Source organism: Flavobacterium yafengii (assembly GCF_030010375.1).
GTDB classification, from domain to species: Bacteria; Bacteroidota; Bacteroidia; order Flavobacteriales; family Flavobacteriaceae; genus Flavobacterium; species Flavobacterium yafengii.
The window spans coordinates 1291103-1308428 of sequence record NZ_JASCRY010000001.1; the positions used below are offsets into that span (position 1 = coordinate 1291103).

Sequence of the window (17326 nt, forward strand, 5' to 3'; positions counted from 1 at the left end):
ACTCCTCAGGCAACTGAGGAGCTTCGCTTTTTTAGTTTTACAGTTTAATGTTGTTCGGCACTGTTTATTTCAATCCAATAGCCATCTGGATCCTGAATATAAATTTGTTTGATTCCGTCTGCTCTAACGGTGATGGTGTCAAGTTTTCCCGGCCAGTCAGAATATGTGATATTTAAAGCTTTTAGCGCTAGAATCAGTTCGTCAAAATTAGCCGATTTAAACGCAAGATGCACTGCTTTGTTTATTGTAACAGGCCCTTTAATAGTGGAAACTAAATGTAATTCTTTTCCATCACCCAATGAAACCCAACGAATGCCTTCCTTTCTTGTAAGATTTGTGATTTCAGAAAGTTTTAAAACGTTAGTATAAAAATCAACAGAACGATCCAAGTCTTTAACTGAAAGTGCCATATGATCCAGCTTTAAAGCAAAGGCGTTAGTGTTCTGGGCGCAAAGTGTTCCAGTGAATACAAATACAATTAGGAATGCGGCTATTTTTTTCATGGATTATTATATTTTACTAAAATAGTATTTGTTGTTTTATATTTAAAATTAATTTTTACGAAGAATGTTGTTTATTACTTTGATTGAATCTGGAGTATTGCTTGTATTAGTGTTTATTGCTACACTATTATTATTGTAAGGCTCATATTTGTTTTGATTTGGTCTGGAAAATAAACCCACAGTAGGTGTTAGTGAAGCACTGGCCAAATGCATAATTCCGCTGTCGGCACCAATAAAAATTTCAGTATTTGCAATTACGGAGCCAATTTCTCGAATGTCTTTGCTATAAAAGGTAGGAGCTTTAAATCCTATTTGTGAAATATTTTCTACGGGTAAAACTTCTATGATATTATAGTCATCATATTGTATTTTTAATTGCTCATAAAATTCTTCCCACCAAGTTTCTGAATAGCATTTATCATCTGTTGCATAGGTGAAAATAGAAATGGTCTTTTTGTCATTAGGAACTATATTGTCTACTATTTTTTTGCCTTCAGCTAATTCAACGGGACTTAATTTAAGATCTAAAGGCGGAACTGGACTGTCTTTTTCTTGAAAGCCTAATTTAGTTAAAAAGCCTCTAAATTCATACACAGGATATTTTGCAATATGCTCATAATCGTTGTGCTTCAATTGAATTGTTTCGTCAGCTTCACCAAAAAACTTGTATTTTGCATCCGCAAACTGAGCAGACAATCTTCCTGATGATGAGCCTTTATCTACATTTATTACAATGTCATAGTGTTGTTTTTTAATTTTTATCCAAACTTGAAAGTAATCGATTAAATTTTTAAAAGGCTTTTTAGGGAGTTCTATAATGTAATTGATGTTTTTATAATTTTGGAAAACAATTGGGGCTAATCCTCCTTTTACAAATAAATCAATTTTACAATCAGGAAAAGTGGCTATTACTTCCTGAACCAGCGGCGTGATCAGTAATAGGTTTCCTAATCGATGATTTGGTCTGGAAATTAAAACCCTATTGATTTCGATTTTTTGTGTCAAATCTATTTCTTGATTTTTCTGGGAACTGCCGATGTTTTTTGTTAGTCCACGTGTTAAAATCCTTCGAAATACATTGATTTTTTTTAAGATACTCATGCTTTTAAAATATTATATAGTATTGAATTCATTTTTAATTACACCCTTGAAAAGGTGTATTTTTATTGTTTTCAGAAAATAAAATTACTAATACAGTCCAAAATGGCTTGCCTAACAGACAAATATACGATATAGACGGAAATCATTTTGTTTATAGCATAAAATAAAAAGAAACTAAGAATAGTAGTTCGGTTTATGAATTATATTTTCAATAAATTGTATTCTCGATTGGTCAAACAATTTAAGAACCGATAATATTCTATTGTGAATACATTAAAAAAAAAGCCAGACTCATTAAGAATCTGGCTTTTTTAATATTAGGTAATGGGTGTTATTTTTTGATTATTTTGTCAGTAAATAAAATTTTGTTTTCAGTACTTAATGTGAATACATAAACGCCTCTTCTAAAATTACTTACATTGATTTGAATTGTGTTTTCAGTTGTGATACCACTAATTTCAATAGGTGATCCAATTAACATTCCAAAGATATCATATAGTCTCAATGTCATGTTTTTTGGTGCATCCGTTTTTACAGTAATGTTTACAAAATCAGTTGCTGGATTAGGATGAGCCACTACAGAAAGCACTGGGTTTGCATCGCTATTTTTTGGAGTTATTGCCTGAACAACTGTTACAGTAAAGGAACAGTTTGCTGTGTTTCCTGAAGCATCAACTATTTTGAAGGTGTTGGTTGTAACTCCTAATGGGAAAATACTTCCTGAAGACAATCCTTCTGTTTGAGTAATAGTAAAGCCAGTACAATTATCATTTCCTACAGGAAGCGTATAAGTAACCGCTACTCCATGTAGTTTACCTTCTTTTTTCTGAATGATGTTTCCTGAAGAGATTAGTGTAGGTAATTCGGTATCAGTTACCGTTACGTTAAAAGAACTTATCGCTGAATTCCCGGAAGCATCAGTTACTTGAAAAGTATTTGTTGTAGTTCCTATTGGGTATTCGGCACCAGAAGGCAATCCAGCGGTTTGTATTGTTGAAGCTCCTGAGAAATTATCCGTTCCACTTGGAGCTACAAAATTAACTATCGCACCACAAAATCCATTGTCATTGTTTTGTGTAATGTTTGCTAAAGTTGGAATAGCAGGTAAAATAGTATCAGTTATAGTAAGGGACTGAGTCGCATCAACAGCAGCCGAATAATACTCATTTCCTGATTGAGTTGCCGTAATAGTAACAGTTCCTGCTCCAACAATTTGGATTGTATTGTTGTTTATTCTTGCAATTGTCTCGTCAGAACTTATATAAGTAACGTTTAAACCGGATGTTGCAGTCGCTGTTAAATCATAAGAAGTAACGGTTTCGCTTACAATAATCGATGGAAAAGCGATAGTTTGTTCCTGCTTTTTAAGCTCAAAACGTGCAATCACAGGTCCGTGGTCAGAAGTTGTATTTACATAATTAGCAATATCTAATCTTGGGTCATAAACGGCAACTGAATTCGGCACGTACTCATTTGTTAATTCATTGGATACAATAATATGATCTAAAAATCCTCCAGAACCTAAGTAGCTATATGCTCCTGCTTTACTGATTTCTAATGTTAATGCATTGTAACGGTCAGTATCCGCTACCATTTTCTGATATGATGAAGGATTAGGGCTAATAACTGATACATCTACATCATCGTTATAATCTCCTAAAATCATAAAGTTCGCATTTGGATACTCTGCGTCCAAACTGTCTTTTAAAAATTCAGCATCATATTTACGCATGTTGTATCTTGAAATATCGCTGCCGCTATTGGCACGACCGTGAAGATCAATAAGATTTATTTCTTTTTTAACTCCGTTAATATTGGTTTCCACATTAACTAAATAGGGTAAGCGTCCTGAAGCAAAAAAACTTGAACTGCTACCCGGATAATTAGGCAATGTTGTGTTTCCGGCACGAATATTATCGTACAAATCACTAAACATAACACGTGCTTTGTTTACTTTGGTGGTTTGAGTATTATAAAGTACTACTAATTTTTGATCTGGAAAAAGGGGATCTGCAGGAGCAAATGAATAAGACCATGCAGGCGAAACGCTTTTGTCAAATGTTTTTCCGTTGATACTTATTTTTTGAATCAATAGGTCTAATGAAGGTTCATCAGAAACTTCTTGAATGACATAGACATCCGCGTTCAGTTTATTCATAACCTTGGCAACGTTTTCAATTTGCAAAGCATCATCAATAGGTCCAAATTCACTTCCTGTTGAACCGATTACATTACTTCCGAAAAATTCCAAATTGTAAGTTACAATATCAAAAGTTTCTGTTTTTGGTAAAGAAGAACCCGTAAATAAACCTATTTCCTGGTTTAGCTCAGTTGCAGTAATTGTCAATGAACCAGAAAGGCTTAAGGCTTTAGAGGTAGGCGCAAACCGCGCATATATAGTTTTTCCTGCAAGAGCTTCGGTTTGTGAAACGACTACATTAGAACCAAAATTTACATTGTCAACAGATAATAGATAATCTAAAGGAGCTGCGATTGTAAAATCGCCATAACCTCCAGCCATGAAAATAAACGATTGACTGTCAGAAGTTGAATTTGGACTTACTTCTCCAAAATTTAAATTAGGATTTGAAGCCAAGAATGTTGCTTCATTGGTAATACTCACATCATCAATTGTCCATTCTGCCGAGTTATCCCCGGCATTAGTTGGAGTTTCATAAACCCAAGCCACATAAGTATGATTTGTTTTATAGGCTTCTAAATTGATGTATTTAGATTGTTTGAAGGCACCTGTTGTGCTTGGGAAATCACCTTCCAAAGCGGTCCATGTCGCTGTTTCTGGATTGCTTATTCCATCATAATCAGTAGATATCATTAATTTTAAATTACTGCCAGCATAGAATTTACGGGCATAAAATGACAATAATGGAAATTTATCAAAGCTGTCCAAACGTAAACTTGGTGAAATCAACCAGTCTTTACTTGCTCCAGTTTCTGAATATCCATTCATTAGCACTGCAGCTGGTGAGCTGTTAAAACGAGTGCTTGTGCTAGCCCATTTAACTTTGTCACCACTTACGCTATATGCAGTCCAGCCACTATTAGTTAAAACATTCACATCGTTAAAGTTTTGAATGTATGGATTAATCCCTGTTCCTGATAAAATAACTGTTTTATTGGCAGCACCAGCAGATTGATGGACAATAGAACCCGAAGAAGCACCTAGAGCATTAGGTGTAAATCGCACATAAACGGTCATGTTGTTGTTTGCAGCTAAATCAGTAGCGTCAAAAGTCAGAGTCGATTGAAAATTATCATTCTGATTTTTAGAAATACTGAAATTCCCTTGAGCAGTAAGTGTAACTACATCAGTAAGATTTGCATACTGTAATTGATAATTTAACGTTTTTGAATCAAAATTCTGTTCTGAATAACCAAAATTAAGATTGTTTATAGAAGGTAATAATTTAGGTGTTAAAACACTAGATGTTTTAACACTGATTTGATTTCCTTCTGTTTGTATGTTTCCAAAAGTATCTTTTGAAATGGAATACACTTCGTAGCTTGTACCTAAAGTTAATCCCGTAATATTTTTTGTATATACGATAGTTTCGTCTGTAACTAGCAATAGGTCAGCTTGAAGTGCGGTATTTCCGTTTGAATCTAATCCCGCAATTATTTGTGCAGGGCTTGGTTTTGAACTGCCAGCAGCTAAAACAACAAAATAGGTTGTTCCAGTTTCGTTTATTTGGGATGAAAAATCAAACCCATCCGAAAGGATAGTATCAATTTTAGGGAATCCAGCAACATTTACTGGTGGAGTAATATCATTTTGGATTTTGATATTATCAATAGCAAAAGAAGGACGTGAACCACTTCCGGAATTTTGTTTAGAAATCCATCTTAATTGAACCACTTCTTGATTGTTACATTCAGCCGGTAAAATCACTTTGATAGTTACTGGATTTAAAGGTGCTGTAACTCCTGAAGTTGTTTGTCTTACAGTATTACTTAAATAGGAAGTAGTGGGTAATGTATTGAAAACGGTAGTAGTTCCTATTCTATATTGCAATACCATCTCATTGATACGTGTATTAGCAGAACCATCGTATGGGTTACGAATCACCATAGCGTCAAATTGTACTTCAATCGCAGATTTACCCACTGTGTTGATAGCTAGTCCAATAGTTAAGTCTAAAGAGCCACTATTCAAAAAACCAATTTTCCCATTGTAATTATGAAAGTTCCCACTGGTTGTAGAGGCAGCACTATTTGCAGTTAAAGCTCTGTCAGCACCTAAATTTGCGTTTGTGTTGTACGAACTTCCAGGAGCTACACTTGCTGTCCAACCTTGGAATCCCGGAGGGTAGGTAGTTGAAGAGGATGGTAACGTGGAAAAATCTTGTACATAAGGTATGTTTTGCGGTACTGGCGATGTTCCTTGGGCAAGTAAGGATCCAGAGAAGCAACAAAAAATACTTAAAAAGGCCAAAAAATGGCGAATTTGGTAAAATTGTTTCATATGTTATTGGTTTTTTTGAATTTAATCCCCAAATATATAACCTCTAATGTTAAGATATTATTATTTATATAATGATTTGTTATATTTTTTTTAAATGATAGAATTTATGTGTCATTTAAAATATTGCAGATATCATATGATTCGGACTTATTTAACTATGAAAAAAGTTTGAATTTTTTGATAATGTATTTTTGAGATTTTACCAGCTGCTGTCGTGCAAAATAGAATTAATGTAAATAAGCTTTTATCCTCATAAAAAAGTATAGTAATGCTAAACGGTACTACTATTTTTTGCAATCTTTGAACTCTAAAAAATTAAAAAGCATTATGAGCAAGACAAAACTAACAATCAATCGCAATGGATCTATAAAAATAGAAGGCGATTTCGAAATAACAGACTGTGAAGGAAAAACATACGGATTAGAAGGAAGAACGGCTTTGGGTCTTTGCCGTTGCGGATTATCAGTAAACAAGCCTTTTTGTGATGGTTCCCACCGCAATGGTTTTGAGCATGAATCTGCTGCATTTGACTTGCCACCAGTGAAAACGAAGTAATATCATTTTCTGATTCGATTAAATAAGAAAAGCTAAATCTTTATAGGTTTGGCTTTTTTTATTGTCATGATTGGATACCGGAAGTAACAATGTTTTATTCGGAGCCTAATTCAATTGCCTTATCTAAAATTTCATCTCGACCTTGTTTTAAGCCCTCAATTGTTGGTTTAATTTTGATGTCAATTTTAATTCCTTTTCTTTGTGTTTCGGTTTTATCAGGATACAGAATGCCATTTCCTGAAATTGCTGTTTTGTAACCTCCAATGTACTCAAAAATAACTACGTTTCCATCTGCTCCGGCTGTTTGATTTCCAATTGTAATTACATTGTCAGCCGTTTGTATTGCCATAGCAGTAAATTCTGATTTACTTATTGATTCATCATTTACTAAAAGAATAACTTTTCCTTTAAAATTTTTGCTGTTTTTTATACCTGTTTGTAAATTCTCTTTATAGCGGAACATTCCCGGATAATCCATATTTGGACTGTAAATTTTACTAAAATCTCTTTTTTCTGAATTTAAATGCTTTGAAAGCAGTTTATAAATTGAAGCGGGATAATTCCTCAAGTCAATTATTATTACTTTTTTATTTTCAAAGGATTTAAAGATATCGGAAACATCGGCACCTTTAATACTTGCCATGTTTATATAACCAATTTTTTCGTTTATTGATTTTGTTTTAACTGCTTTTGGGCTGTCCCAGTATTTAAAGTCATCAAAATTATATCGATTGGCTTGAATTTTTTCGATTTGGTTATTCCTTTCTATAGTTAATGTTATTATACTGTCTTTTCCAAAGAGGATTTCTTGATAAGTCTGTCGAATTTTAATATTTGCATTCGAGCCAGAAATGTATTTTGATTTTTTTTCTGTTTCTTCTTGAATGTTTACGGCGTTAATTTTTAGGAGTATATCTCCTAATTTTAAATTATTAACTTTCGCAAGAGAATCATTGTAGAAACCTGAAACTACAGCTTTATTGTCAATGTTTGAAATTTTGATAGGAAGGTATTTGACTTTCTCAGCATTGAAGCTGACCCAAGCGTGTGTATCGTCTAATTTTGCAATGAGTTCTTTAACGAGAGATTGATAATCTTCTTTGTTGGATGCACTTCTAAATTTTGGAATCATTTCTGTTAATACAGAATCCCATTTTTGGTCAGTAAGATATTTGTAAGGATAGAAATATTCTATGATATTCCAATATTTGAATAAGCCCAAAAGTCTATATTCTTCACTTGGATATGAAAAATTTTGATAAACAGGTTCATTTGTAACTTTAATAGTTCCAACAGGTTCTGTAGTGACATAGAAATTTTCTCCTTGAAATCTGTTTTCTTCAATGTATTTTAATTTTGCGGTAAGTTCAGTATTGAAAATCTCTGAATCTTGTGTCCAAGAAAGATTGAAATTTTTATCAAAAAGAAGTTGGTCAGAATCACAGTTTTTGCATTTTTCAATCTTGCCCAAACTGTTAATCCAATTATTGTAAATTTTTGATAATGATTCCTTGTCTTTAGCTTCAAGTACTTGCGGGAGATATTTAATAAATTCGTTATCCCAATCGTATTTTCCTTTTCCAACTTCTGGATGATAATATTTTAGAAAACCATAAATTTTGGCAATTGTAGCTAATTTTTTGGTATCCGAAATCTCTTGTTGAGCAATTAGGTAATTAAAACTGAAACAGATTAAAAGTAGAAAAGTTTTTTTCATATTATAGCCAACTTATTTCTTTATAGCTTTTCAAATATATTGAAATTTTCTTACAATTATTAATGAATTAAATCATTGCTATTTCAGTTTTCACAGTGTTACTTGCTCTTTAAACTGCTGATAATCGCCATAACATCTTGATCGCCTAATCCTTCTTTTTCTGCTGCAGCATAACTGTCGTACAAAGGATGAATTAGCGGGGAATCGAGTCCGGCCTCTTTGGCCAGCCTTAAATCTTTAACCAAATGTTTCAAAGCAAATGCTGCCGGATAAGAGTCGTTCAGAATAGAAGGCGTTTTGATATTCGTAATTCCGTTGCCGCAAGCGCCTTGATTGATGATGTTGAGCATATCTTCTTTGCTCACGCCGTTTTTCTCGGCAAATAAAACCGTTTCAGCTATTCCTTGAAGATTCAATCCTAATAGATAATTGATGGCTAACTTAGCTGAACTTGCCACGCCAGGTTCGCCTACATGAATCGCAATTTTACCCAAAACGTCAAATATCGGTTTGGCTACTTCGTAATCTTCATTCGAAGCGCCCACGAGAATGACCAAAGTTCCGTCTTGTGCCGGTTTTACACTTCCAGAAACGGGAGCATCTATAAAATGTACTTTATGTTGGTTGCAAATGGTGTTTAAATAACGCGAGGTTTCCGGAGCAACCGTACTCATATTGATGATGGTTTTGCCAGGATTGGTTTTAGACAATAAACCCGTTGGTCCTTCAAAAACTTCTTTGACAGCTGCGTCATTGGATAACATCGTCAAAACTACGTCACAAGTTTCCATTAGTTCTTGTAAACTGCTTGCTGATTTTGCTCCTGCAGCCAGTAATGGCGCTTCTTTCTCTTTGGTACGATTGAAAACGGATACTTCAAAACCCGCTTTGAGTAGGTTCATAACCATTGGATTTCCCATGTTGCCAAGACCTGTCCATCCTAATTTTAATGTATTCATAGTTTTTAGTGCTAAATGATACGTTTCCTGTTTTGGTGTTAAAAGCTATACTAACATCAGGAAAGCGACACTAAAGTACGTTTAATTTCTGGGAAAGAAACATAAAATTGCGAGTCGAACGGATTATTAACATCCAAGCGAACGGGTTTTATAAATTCAGGTATTCCTAAAGTAAATTTAGAAGTTTAAAAAGTGCAATTCCTGTAGCTACTCCAATTAACATCCAAAAAAATCTTTGCTTTTTGTCTATTTTTACAAATTGTTCCTTGAGTAATACGCCATTTTCTTTCAATTCGAGTTTGATTTCTTTTTTGTCGAATTGTTTGTATTTGGATTCTAATATTAAATCTCTGGCGTGTAGTTTTATTTCATGGGTAATACCAGAAAAAGAAAACTTTTTAGAAATTCTTTTCCCATTCAGTAAGACACTTTCAATTCCAAAAATAGAATTCCAGAATTCTATTTTATTCGAGTCGATGCTAAATTCAGCGTATTTCATTTCTGTTTTGAGTTTTTTTTATAACGTCCCCGCGCTACACGCAGTTTGGGACTAAATTAAGCCCATTATTCGGATTTGCCAAATCATTCCAAATACAAAACCAACTTTCAATTAATCCTATTGCCCAAATCCGTTGTAGTAGCTGTTGGCAGATGTAATTTTATTTCATTACGAATATTTTATCTTTTGGAATACAAGCTTTAATAAACAAACTACCAAATTTAGTCGCATAAATATGTGTTTTCCGATAAATTCCGTTTTGTATTTTTTTCTCTGTATTATCTCCATTTTCCCAGATTGGGGTTTCTGTTATAAGTGACCATTTTATCAAATTCAACGATTCCAAATGAGATACATACATTTCAAAATGTTCTGTGAAATTAAGTTTTTCTTTTGGTAAAGAATCAACTACGACTCTAACATTTTCAAATTGACTTTCGCCAAGAAAATTTTTTGTTAAATCCATTGTATATTCATATTGTATTGATTTTTCTGAAAGGCAAAATAAGATTAATGCTTCATCAGGAGAAAGTTGGTCAATTATATGAAAAAAGGCAGGATGAGCCTCATTAATCCTATCCTTATCAATTGCTCTTTGCAAAAGAGAAAGATATAAATCTAATAGATAATTATCATCTTCTAAATATTTTAATCTGTCCATAATTGGACCACTTAATGAAGTTGGTGCTTCAATTTGTCTTTCTTCTGGAACACCTTCTCTAACTTTATTTAAATATTTAGTTAGTCTGTCTTGATAGGCACCTAAATATTGAATTGGAGCAGTAAATAATCTTGCAGCTTTAATAAAATCTGTTGAAATTTTTCCTGTTTCTTGAACAGATTCAGACAAGCCATCTTCGTATATTTTTTTTACAGTATCAGCACCTAAAATGTTTGCTAATTTTTCAATTCCTTCTATTCCCATATCTTTTTTATTATATCTGCCAATTAGTATATAAGCTAAACAAACCTTCGTATACTCACCCAAATATGGGTAGGTTGGCGAAGGTTTGTTTCGCTTTATATTTTCTCAAATATATTAAATTTTTCTTACAAATTTTATTGAAAGGAATAAACGGTTAGTTATTGCGGTTTGCGTACCGCCCGACCCAAAGTAGCGAGGAGGAACGACAAAGCTACTGCAGGGTCACGCCCAAAGGAACAATCGGTTAGTCAATTCTCACTCTTTGCTCTTGTCTCTTTACTCTTTATTTTGAACTTCTCACTTTTCTCCTTCAATTTATGAAATTTCTAAAAAAAGTATATCTTTAGCCAACTAAAACCAAAACCCCAAAACCAAAAAATATGGAAGACCATAAACCAGACGATTTTAAAAGAGAATTAGGATTACTCGACGGAACCATGCTTGTGGTGGGTTCTATGATAGGTTCCGGGATATTTATTGTGAGCTCCGATATGGTTCGCCAGTTGGGATCTGCCGGTTGGTTGATTGCCATGTGGGTGCTTACGGGAACGATTACCGTGATTGCTGCCGTGAGTTATGGTGAGTTGAGCGCGATGTTTCCTAAAGCGGGTGGTCAATATGTGTACATCAAGGAAGCCTACGGGAAACTGGTGGGTTTCTTGTACGGTTGGAGTTTCTTTGCCGTGATACAAACGGGGACAATTGCTGCTGTGGGTGTGGCTTTTGCTAAATTTGCCGCCTATTTGTACGCACCTTTAAGTGATAAGAATATTTTATATGAAATAGGGGATTTCAAACTCAATGCGGCTCAGATTGTTTCTATTTTCACCATTATTTTGCTGAGTTACATCAACAGTCGCGGGGTGAAAAACTCTAAGATTCTACAAACAGTTTTGACGGTTATCAAAATTTTATCGTTGGCAGGTTTGATTATTTTTGGTTTTATGGCTGCCAAAGCTGAGGTTTGGGACGCTAACTGGACGAATGCCTGGACGTCACAAACACTAAATGTAGAAACGGGTTCGTGGTTGCCCATCAGTGGAACGGCATTGATATCTGGAATTTCGGCAGCATTAGTAGGTTCGATGTTCTCGAGTGTGGCTTGGGAAGGGGTAACTTTTATCGCTGGTGAAATAAAAAATCCAAAACGCAATGTGGGATTGAGTTTGTTCTTAGGAACCTTAATTGTGAGTGTGATTTATATTTTGGCAAATATCATGTATTTAGCAGTGGTACCTTTGTATGAAATTGCAACGGCAGAATCTGATCGTGTGGCTGTTGTGGCTTCGCAAAGTATTTTTGGTTCAGTGGGAACATTAATTATCGCTGTGATGATTATGATTTCGACTTTTGCCTGCAACAACGGATTGATTATGGCGGGAGCCAGAGTGTATTATACGATGGCGCAAGACGGTGTTTTCTTCAAGAAAGCGGCTGAATTGAATCATGCCAGTGTACCGGCTTGGTCTATTTGGGCGCAGTGTATTTGGGCTTCGGCGTTGTGTCTCACAGGGAAATATGGGGATTTACTGGATTTTGTGGTCATCATCGTTTTGATATTTTATATTCTGACTATCTTGGGAATATTTATTCTTCGTAAAAAAATGCCAAATGCCGAAAGACCATATAAAGCTTTTGGATATCCATTTTTGCCGGGATTATACCTAATTATAGCAACGGCGATTTGTATTGCTTTGTTGTATACTAAAACGAGTACAAGTGGTTGGGGAGTTTTGATTATGCTGATAGGTATACCAGTATATTATTTGACAAAAGCTAAGGAGTAGTTTTTTTTAATTATGAGTTATGAATTATTAATTATTAATTTGTGGATGTTAAATCGAATTTTTAAATATAACTTTTTGGAAATCAGTGAAAATCCGTTTATTCTGTGTCATCTGTGGCTAAATTCAGTAGAATAACAAAAAAATCCGTCTCGTTTTGATAACGCGACGGATTTTCTATTTAATTCAGGCTGGGTTGCTGCTTTCTTCAATCTAAATCTAAAAACTAAAAAACTAAAAATTACAATCTGCAACCATCAACCTGTAATCTATAGGCTAGTAATACGTAAAACGTCTTACTTTGGCAATGTATTTTGCTAATCGGATTACCTGGTGGCTGTATCCGTATTCGTTATCGTACCAAATGTATAACACGATATTTTTACCATCGGTAGAAACGATTGTGGCATTACTATCATAAATGGCGGGAGCCGATGTTCCCACGATATCCGAAGAAACCAATTCGTTATTCAAAGAATATTTGATTTGCTCTACCAGTTCGCCTTCCAACGCATATTTTTTCATGATGGCATTGATTTCTAACAGCGATGTCTCTCTGGACACTTCAAGATTCAAGACTACTAATGAACCGTTAGGAACCGGTACCCGAATCGCATTTGAGGTTAATTTTCCGGCAAGGCTTGGCAATGCTTTTGCAACAGCACTTCCGGCGCCCGTTTCAGTAATTACCATATTTAAGGCTGCTGCTCTACCACGACGGTATTTTTTGTGCATATTATCCACAAGATTCTGGTCGTTTGTGTAAGCATGGATGGTTTCTAAATGTCCTTTTACAACTCCTAAAGTATCTTCAACAGCTTTTAATATTGGTGTAATCGCATTGGTAGTGCACGACGCAGCCGAAAAAATGTTGATTTCATCAGGATTGTATTCGTTATGGTTTACGCCATGAACAATATTTGGAACTCCTTTTCCGGGAGCGGTAAGCAATACTTTATCCACACCTTTGGAAACCAAATGTCGGCTTAATGCTTCGTGGGTTGTAAAAGCGCCTGTGTTGTCAATTACCAATGCATTATCGATTCCAAAAAGCGTATAATCAATTTCTTCAGGTCCGTTTGCGGTAATAATGTGAACGGTGGTTCCGTTGATAATCAAAGCATTATTTTCAGTATCAGCAGTTACTGATCCTTGAAAATCGCCGTGAATGGAATCATATCGCAATAAGGAAGCTCTTTTTTCAAGAGAATTGGCGTCATTTTTATCGCGTGTCACGATAGCGCGCAATCGCATTTGACTTCCTTTTCCGGTTTTAGACATTAATTCTCGGGCTAATAGTCGACCAATTCGGCCAAAACCATATAGCACAACATCTTTCGGCTGAATTTCCTCAGAGTCTTTAGCGTTTTTAAGTTTGTCAATTACAAAATACTTGGCATCCGGATATTTATCTTCTTCTAAACCATATTCATACGTCAGTTTGCCAATGTCCAGTTTTGCAGGCGGCAGATTCAATTCTAAAATCGCTTTTGCAATTTTAACCGAATCAAAAACTGAAATAGGTTTACCTACAAATTCAGCAGCATATTCATGCAGGTTGATAATATCACTGACATTTCTATCAATTAATTGATTTCGAAATAAAACCATTTCTATGGATTTATCATACCATAAATCGCTGATAATTTTAATCAGTTTTACTCCTGCACGTCGCCTGTCGGCTTGAAAAGTAACTTCCTTTTCGTATAAAGTTGTGGTTGCCATGTTGAAAATTTAATGAAAAATAAGTGATTGTATTTTTTAAAATTTGCGCAAAAGTACCCATTTCAATCGATTTCGTAACGCATTTTATGATTTATTTGTAAAATAAAAAAGCCACCTTGTTTTTTAAGATGGCTTTGGTTTTTTAAAGCGGGGATGCGTTAGAGAATCACACGCATAATTTCTCCGTTTTTATTAATCATTTCGATACGTACCGTTTGGCTTTCCTCTTTTTTACTTAAAAGTTTAGAAACGGTTTCCACATCGGTAGCTTTTACATTATCAATACTCAAAATAATATTTCCTATTAATTCGTCTTCGTATTGTTTCAAGTTTTGGCTGCTTATGGATTTGATTCGTACACCGTAATCAATTTTAAACTTCTTTTTGTCAGCAGCTTCAATGTTCTCTAATTCGATACCTTTAAATTCAGCATTGAAAAATTCATTTTTGCTTAAAACTACAGGAACCACTCTTGTTTTTCCATCTCTGATATACGTAACCTGCACTTTGTCATTCGGTCTTTTCGTATTGATGTATCCAGAAAGATCAGCAAAAGTGGCCACATTTTGTTCGTCTAATTTGATGATGACATCGCCTTTTCCAAGTCCAGATTTTTCTGCACCTGAATTTTTAGTTACTTTATTAATGTAGAAACCTTGCGTTTGTGTTATGCCTAATTCTTTAGAACTAATGCTGTTCAATTCGCCTCCTTCAACGCCAAGAATTCCACGTTGTACATTTCCAAATTCCATTAAATCTTCAATGATTTTTCGGGCAATATTCGAAGGAACTGCAAATGAATAACCTACATAAGAACCCGTCATGGAGGAAATCATCGTATTGATTCCTATCAGTTCACCACGCGTATTCACTAAGGCACCACCACTGTTTCCTGGGTTTACCGCAGCATCTGTTTGTATGAAAGATTGGATTCCACTGGTGTCTAAATCTCTGGCTTTCGCCGAAACAATTCCGGCGGTTACCGTGGACGTTAAATTATACGGATTACCGACAGCCAAAACCCATTCGCCTACTTTCACCGAATCAGAATTGGCAAAAACAGTATACGGTAATTTTTCATTCGCATCAATTTTCAATAAGGCAATGTCCATTTTAGAATCGGTTCCAATGAGTTTTGCCACGTATGATTTTTTGTTGTTTAGGGTGATTTCAATTTCTGATGCGCCTTTAATAACGTGATTGTTGGTTACGATATAACCGTCCTCAGAAATGATAACTCCAGAACCTGTTCCTACTTGCTCCTGGGACTGTCCTCCTTTATACCCATAGAAATATTCTAAAATAGGATTCGTAATCGTTCTGCGAGAGACGTTTTTTACGTGTACAACCGTATGGATGGTTTTTTCTGCAGCCTCAGTAAAATCAAGTACATCCGATGATAATCCTACTTTCTTTCCGTAAGAATCGGATGCCGTTGTGACTCCTGAATTTTTATCATTAGAAAAATATCCATTGGTGTCAAATAATAATTTGTATGAACCGAGTGTTACTACTCCGCTCAACAAGGAAACCATAAATAGTGTTGAAATTTTTTTCATAATTAAATTCGTTTATTAAGATATTTCCCTGTAAAAATAAAACTAAAATTGATTCAGAAAATGTAGTTTAACGCTCTTTAACAATGATTAACATTTCATTAATAGTTCGTACTTTTGTATCACTCAATTCAATTAAAATGCAACTAGAATTTTATAAATACCAAGGAACAGGAAATGATTTTGTCATGATTGATAATCGTTCAGAGTTTTTTCCAAAAGAGAATACACAACTCATTGCGCATTTATGCGACAGACGTTTTGGAATAGGAGGCGATGGTCTTATTTTGCTGGAAAATGACTCTGAAACTAATTTCAAAATGGTCTATTACAACTCTGATGGAAACCAAAGTTCCATGTGTGGCAATGGTGGAAGATGTTTAGTGGCTTTCGCCAAAAAGCTGAACGTAATCGAGAATGAAACTACTTTTATCGCGACAGATGGTTTGCACCACGCGACAATTGCGGATGACGGATTGGTTTCACTTCAAATGATTGATGTTGCTGAGGTAAAAGTAAGTTCGGATCATGTATTTCTAAATACTGGTTCGCCACATCATGTGCAATTGGTTGATGATTTAGAAAATTACAATATAAAAGAAAACGGAGCTGCTATTCGATACGGAGATTTGTACGGGAAAGCAGGAAGCAACATTAATTTTGTCAAACAAATTGACGACACCACTTTTTCGCTACGAACATATGAAAGAGGTGTAGAAGATGAAACCCTTTCTTGTGGAACAGGAGCGACCGCAGTTGCAATTGCGATGAACGTTTTAGGAAAAACGGATGCTTCTTCCATTGATTTGAATGTTGAAGGCGGAAAATTAGTGGTTTTTTTTGAAAAAAAAGAAGGGCAGTTTACCCATGTTTTTCTGAAAGGACCGGCGGAATTTGTATTTAAAGGAACGATTGAGATTTAAACAAATTCTAAATCAAAAATGAAAACATTAAAAGGCGACAATATCTATATTCGTGCATTAGAACCCAATGATTTGGAGTTTGTGTATGCCATAGAAAACGACCAGAGCATTTGGGAAGTCAGTAATACGCATACGCCTTACAGCCGGTTTTTAGTCAAACAATATTTAGAAAATGCCCATCAGGATATTTATGAGGCTAAGCAATTGCGATTGGCTATTTGTCAGGATCAGGATTTTCCCGCTTTGGGTTTAATCGATTTATTTGATTTTGATCCAAAGAATAACAGGGCAGGAGTAGGTATTGTTATCCAAGACAACGAAAACCGAAAACAGAATATTGGCTCAGAAGCTTTAGGGTTATTAATCGAATATGCTTTTTGTAATCTTAATTTACATCAATTATATGCAAATATAGGAACCGAAAATGAAGCTAGTAAAGCACTTTTTACTAAATTTGGATTCGAAATGATAGGCGTCAAGAAAGATTGGACCTTTGTGAACGGCGTTTATAAAGACGAAGCTATTTTTCAATTAATCAATACTAAATTTTAAATTTTTTAGTTTTGAATCAGTATCGTTTCAAAATCAAATAAATAGGA

General features: G+C 34.8%; 13 protein-coding genes. 4 read left to right on the top strand and 9 right to left on the bottom strand.

Going from position 1 to position 17326, the window contains the following annotated elements; translation table 11 throughout:
• Positions 1 to 44: 44 nt before the first annotated feature.
• From QLS97_RS05660 to QLS97_RS05670, 3 genes are all read right to left on the bottom strand, one after another.
• Positions 45 to 503, bottom strand: a complete 459-nt coding sequence (locus tag QLS97_RS05660; protein WP_282714848.1) for a VOC family protein — start codon at positions 501 to 503, stop codon at positions 45 to 47.
• A 48-nt stretch (positions 504 to 551) separates the two neighbouring features.
• Positions 552 to 1604: a glycosyltransferase family 9 protein gene (locus QLS97_RS05665; RefSeq protein WP_282714850.1), complete on the bottom strand. Its 1053-nt coding sequence runs from the start codon at positions 1602 to 1604 to the stop codon at positions 552 to 554.
• 331 nt (positions 1605 to 1935) lie between these two features.
• Positions 1936 to 6084, bottom strand: a complete 4149-nt coding sequence (locus tag QLS97_RS05670; protein WP_282714852.1) for an HYR domain-containing protein — start codon at positions 6082 to 6084, stop codon at positions 1936 to 1938.
• Between the two features lie 327 nt (positions 6085 to 6411).
• Here QLS97_RS05670 and QLS97_RS05675 point away from each other — a divergent pair, with 327 nt between their 5' ends.
• Entirely contained in the window at positions 6412 to 6639 is a 228-nt protein-coding gene (locus QLS97_RS05675; protein ID WP_132065763.1) for a CDGSH iron-sulfur domain-containing protein, read from the top strand.
• Positions 6640 to 6733: 94 nt separating this feature from the next.
• On the opposite strand, the gene QLS97_RS05680 is transcribed toward QLS97_RS05675, so the two are convergent.
• The 4 genes from QLS97_RS05680 to QLS97_RS05700 all read right to left on the bottom strand — a co-directional run bounded on the left by QLS97_RS05680 (position 6734) and on the right by QLS97_RS05700 (position 10739).
• On the bottom strand, positions 6734 to 8356 hold the full coding sequence (locus QLS97_RS05680) for a S41 family peptidase (RefSeq protein WP_282714854.1): 1623 nt from the start codon (positions 8354 to 8356) through the stop codon (positions 6734 to 6736).
• Positions 8357 to 8454: 98 nt separating this feature from the next.
• A complete protein-coding gene (locus QLS97_RS16900; RefSeq protein WP_345956936.1) occupies positions 8455 to 9315 on the bottom strand; it encodes an NAD(P)-dependent oxidoreductase in 861 nt (286 codons plus the stop codon).
• A gap of 166 nt (positions 9316 to 9481) precedes the next feature.
• Positions 9482 to 9814: a hypothetical protein gene (locus QLS97_RS05695; RefSeq protein WP_282714856.1), complete on the bottom strand. Its 333-nt coding sequence runs from the start codon at positions 9812 to 9814 to the stop codon at positions 9482 to 9484.
• A 160-nt stretch (positions 9815 to 9974) separates the two neighbouring features.
• Entirely contained in the window at positions 9975 to 10739 is a 765-nt protein-coding gene (locus tag QLS97_RS05700; RefSeq protein WP_282714859.1) for an Abi-alpha family protein, read from the bottom strand.
• A 380-nt stretch (positions 10740 to 11119) separates the two neighbouring features.
• Between QLS97_RS05700 and QLS97_RS05705 the strand changes: the two genes are divergently transcribed.
• Complete coding sequence (locus QLS97_RS05705; RefSeq protein ID WP_282714860.1) at positions 11120 to 12526, top strand: APC family permease; 1407 nt, start codon at positions 11120 to 11122, stop codon at positions 12524 to 12526.
• Between the two features lie 273 nt (positions 12527 to 12799).
• On the opposite strand, the gene QLS97_RS05710 is transcribed toward QLS97_RS05705, so the two are convergent.
• The gene (locus QLS97_RS05710; RefSeq protein ID WP_282710472.1) at positions 12800 to 14248 is read right to left on the bottom strand and encodes a glyceraldehyde-3-phosphate dehydrogenase; all 1449 of its coding nucleotides are present in this window, start codon (positions 14246 to 14248) and stop codon (positions 12800 to 12802) included.
• A 158-nt stretch (positions 14249 to 14406) separates the two neighbouring features.
• On the bottom strand, positions 14407 to 15807 hold the full coding sequence (locus QLS97_RS05715; protein ID WP_282714862.1) for a S1C family serine protease: 1401 nt from the start codon (positions 15805 to 15807) through the stop codon (positions 14407 to 14409).
• Between the two features lie 137 nt (positions 15808 to 15944).
• On the opposite strand from QLS97_RS05715, the gene dapF reads away from it, so the two are divergent.
• Complete coding sequence (gene dapF / locus QLS97_RS05720; RefSeq protein WP_282714864.1) at positions 15945 to 16727, top strand: diaminopimelate epimerase; 783 nt, start codon at positions 15945 to 15947, stop codon at positions 16725 to 16727.
• A gap of 18 nt (positions 16728 to 16745) precedes the next feature.
• Entirely contained in the window at positions 16746 to 17279 is a 534-nt protein-coding gene (locus QLS97_RS05725; RefSeq protein WP_282714866.1) for a GNAT family N-acetyltransferase, read from the top strand.
• The last annotated feature ends 47 nt before the right edge of the window (positions 17280 to 17326 follow it).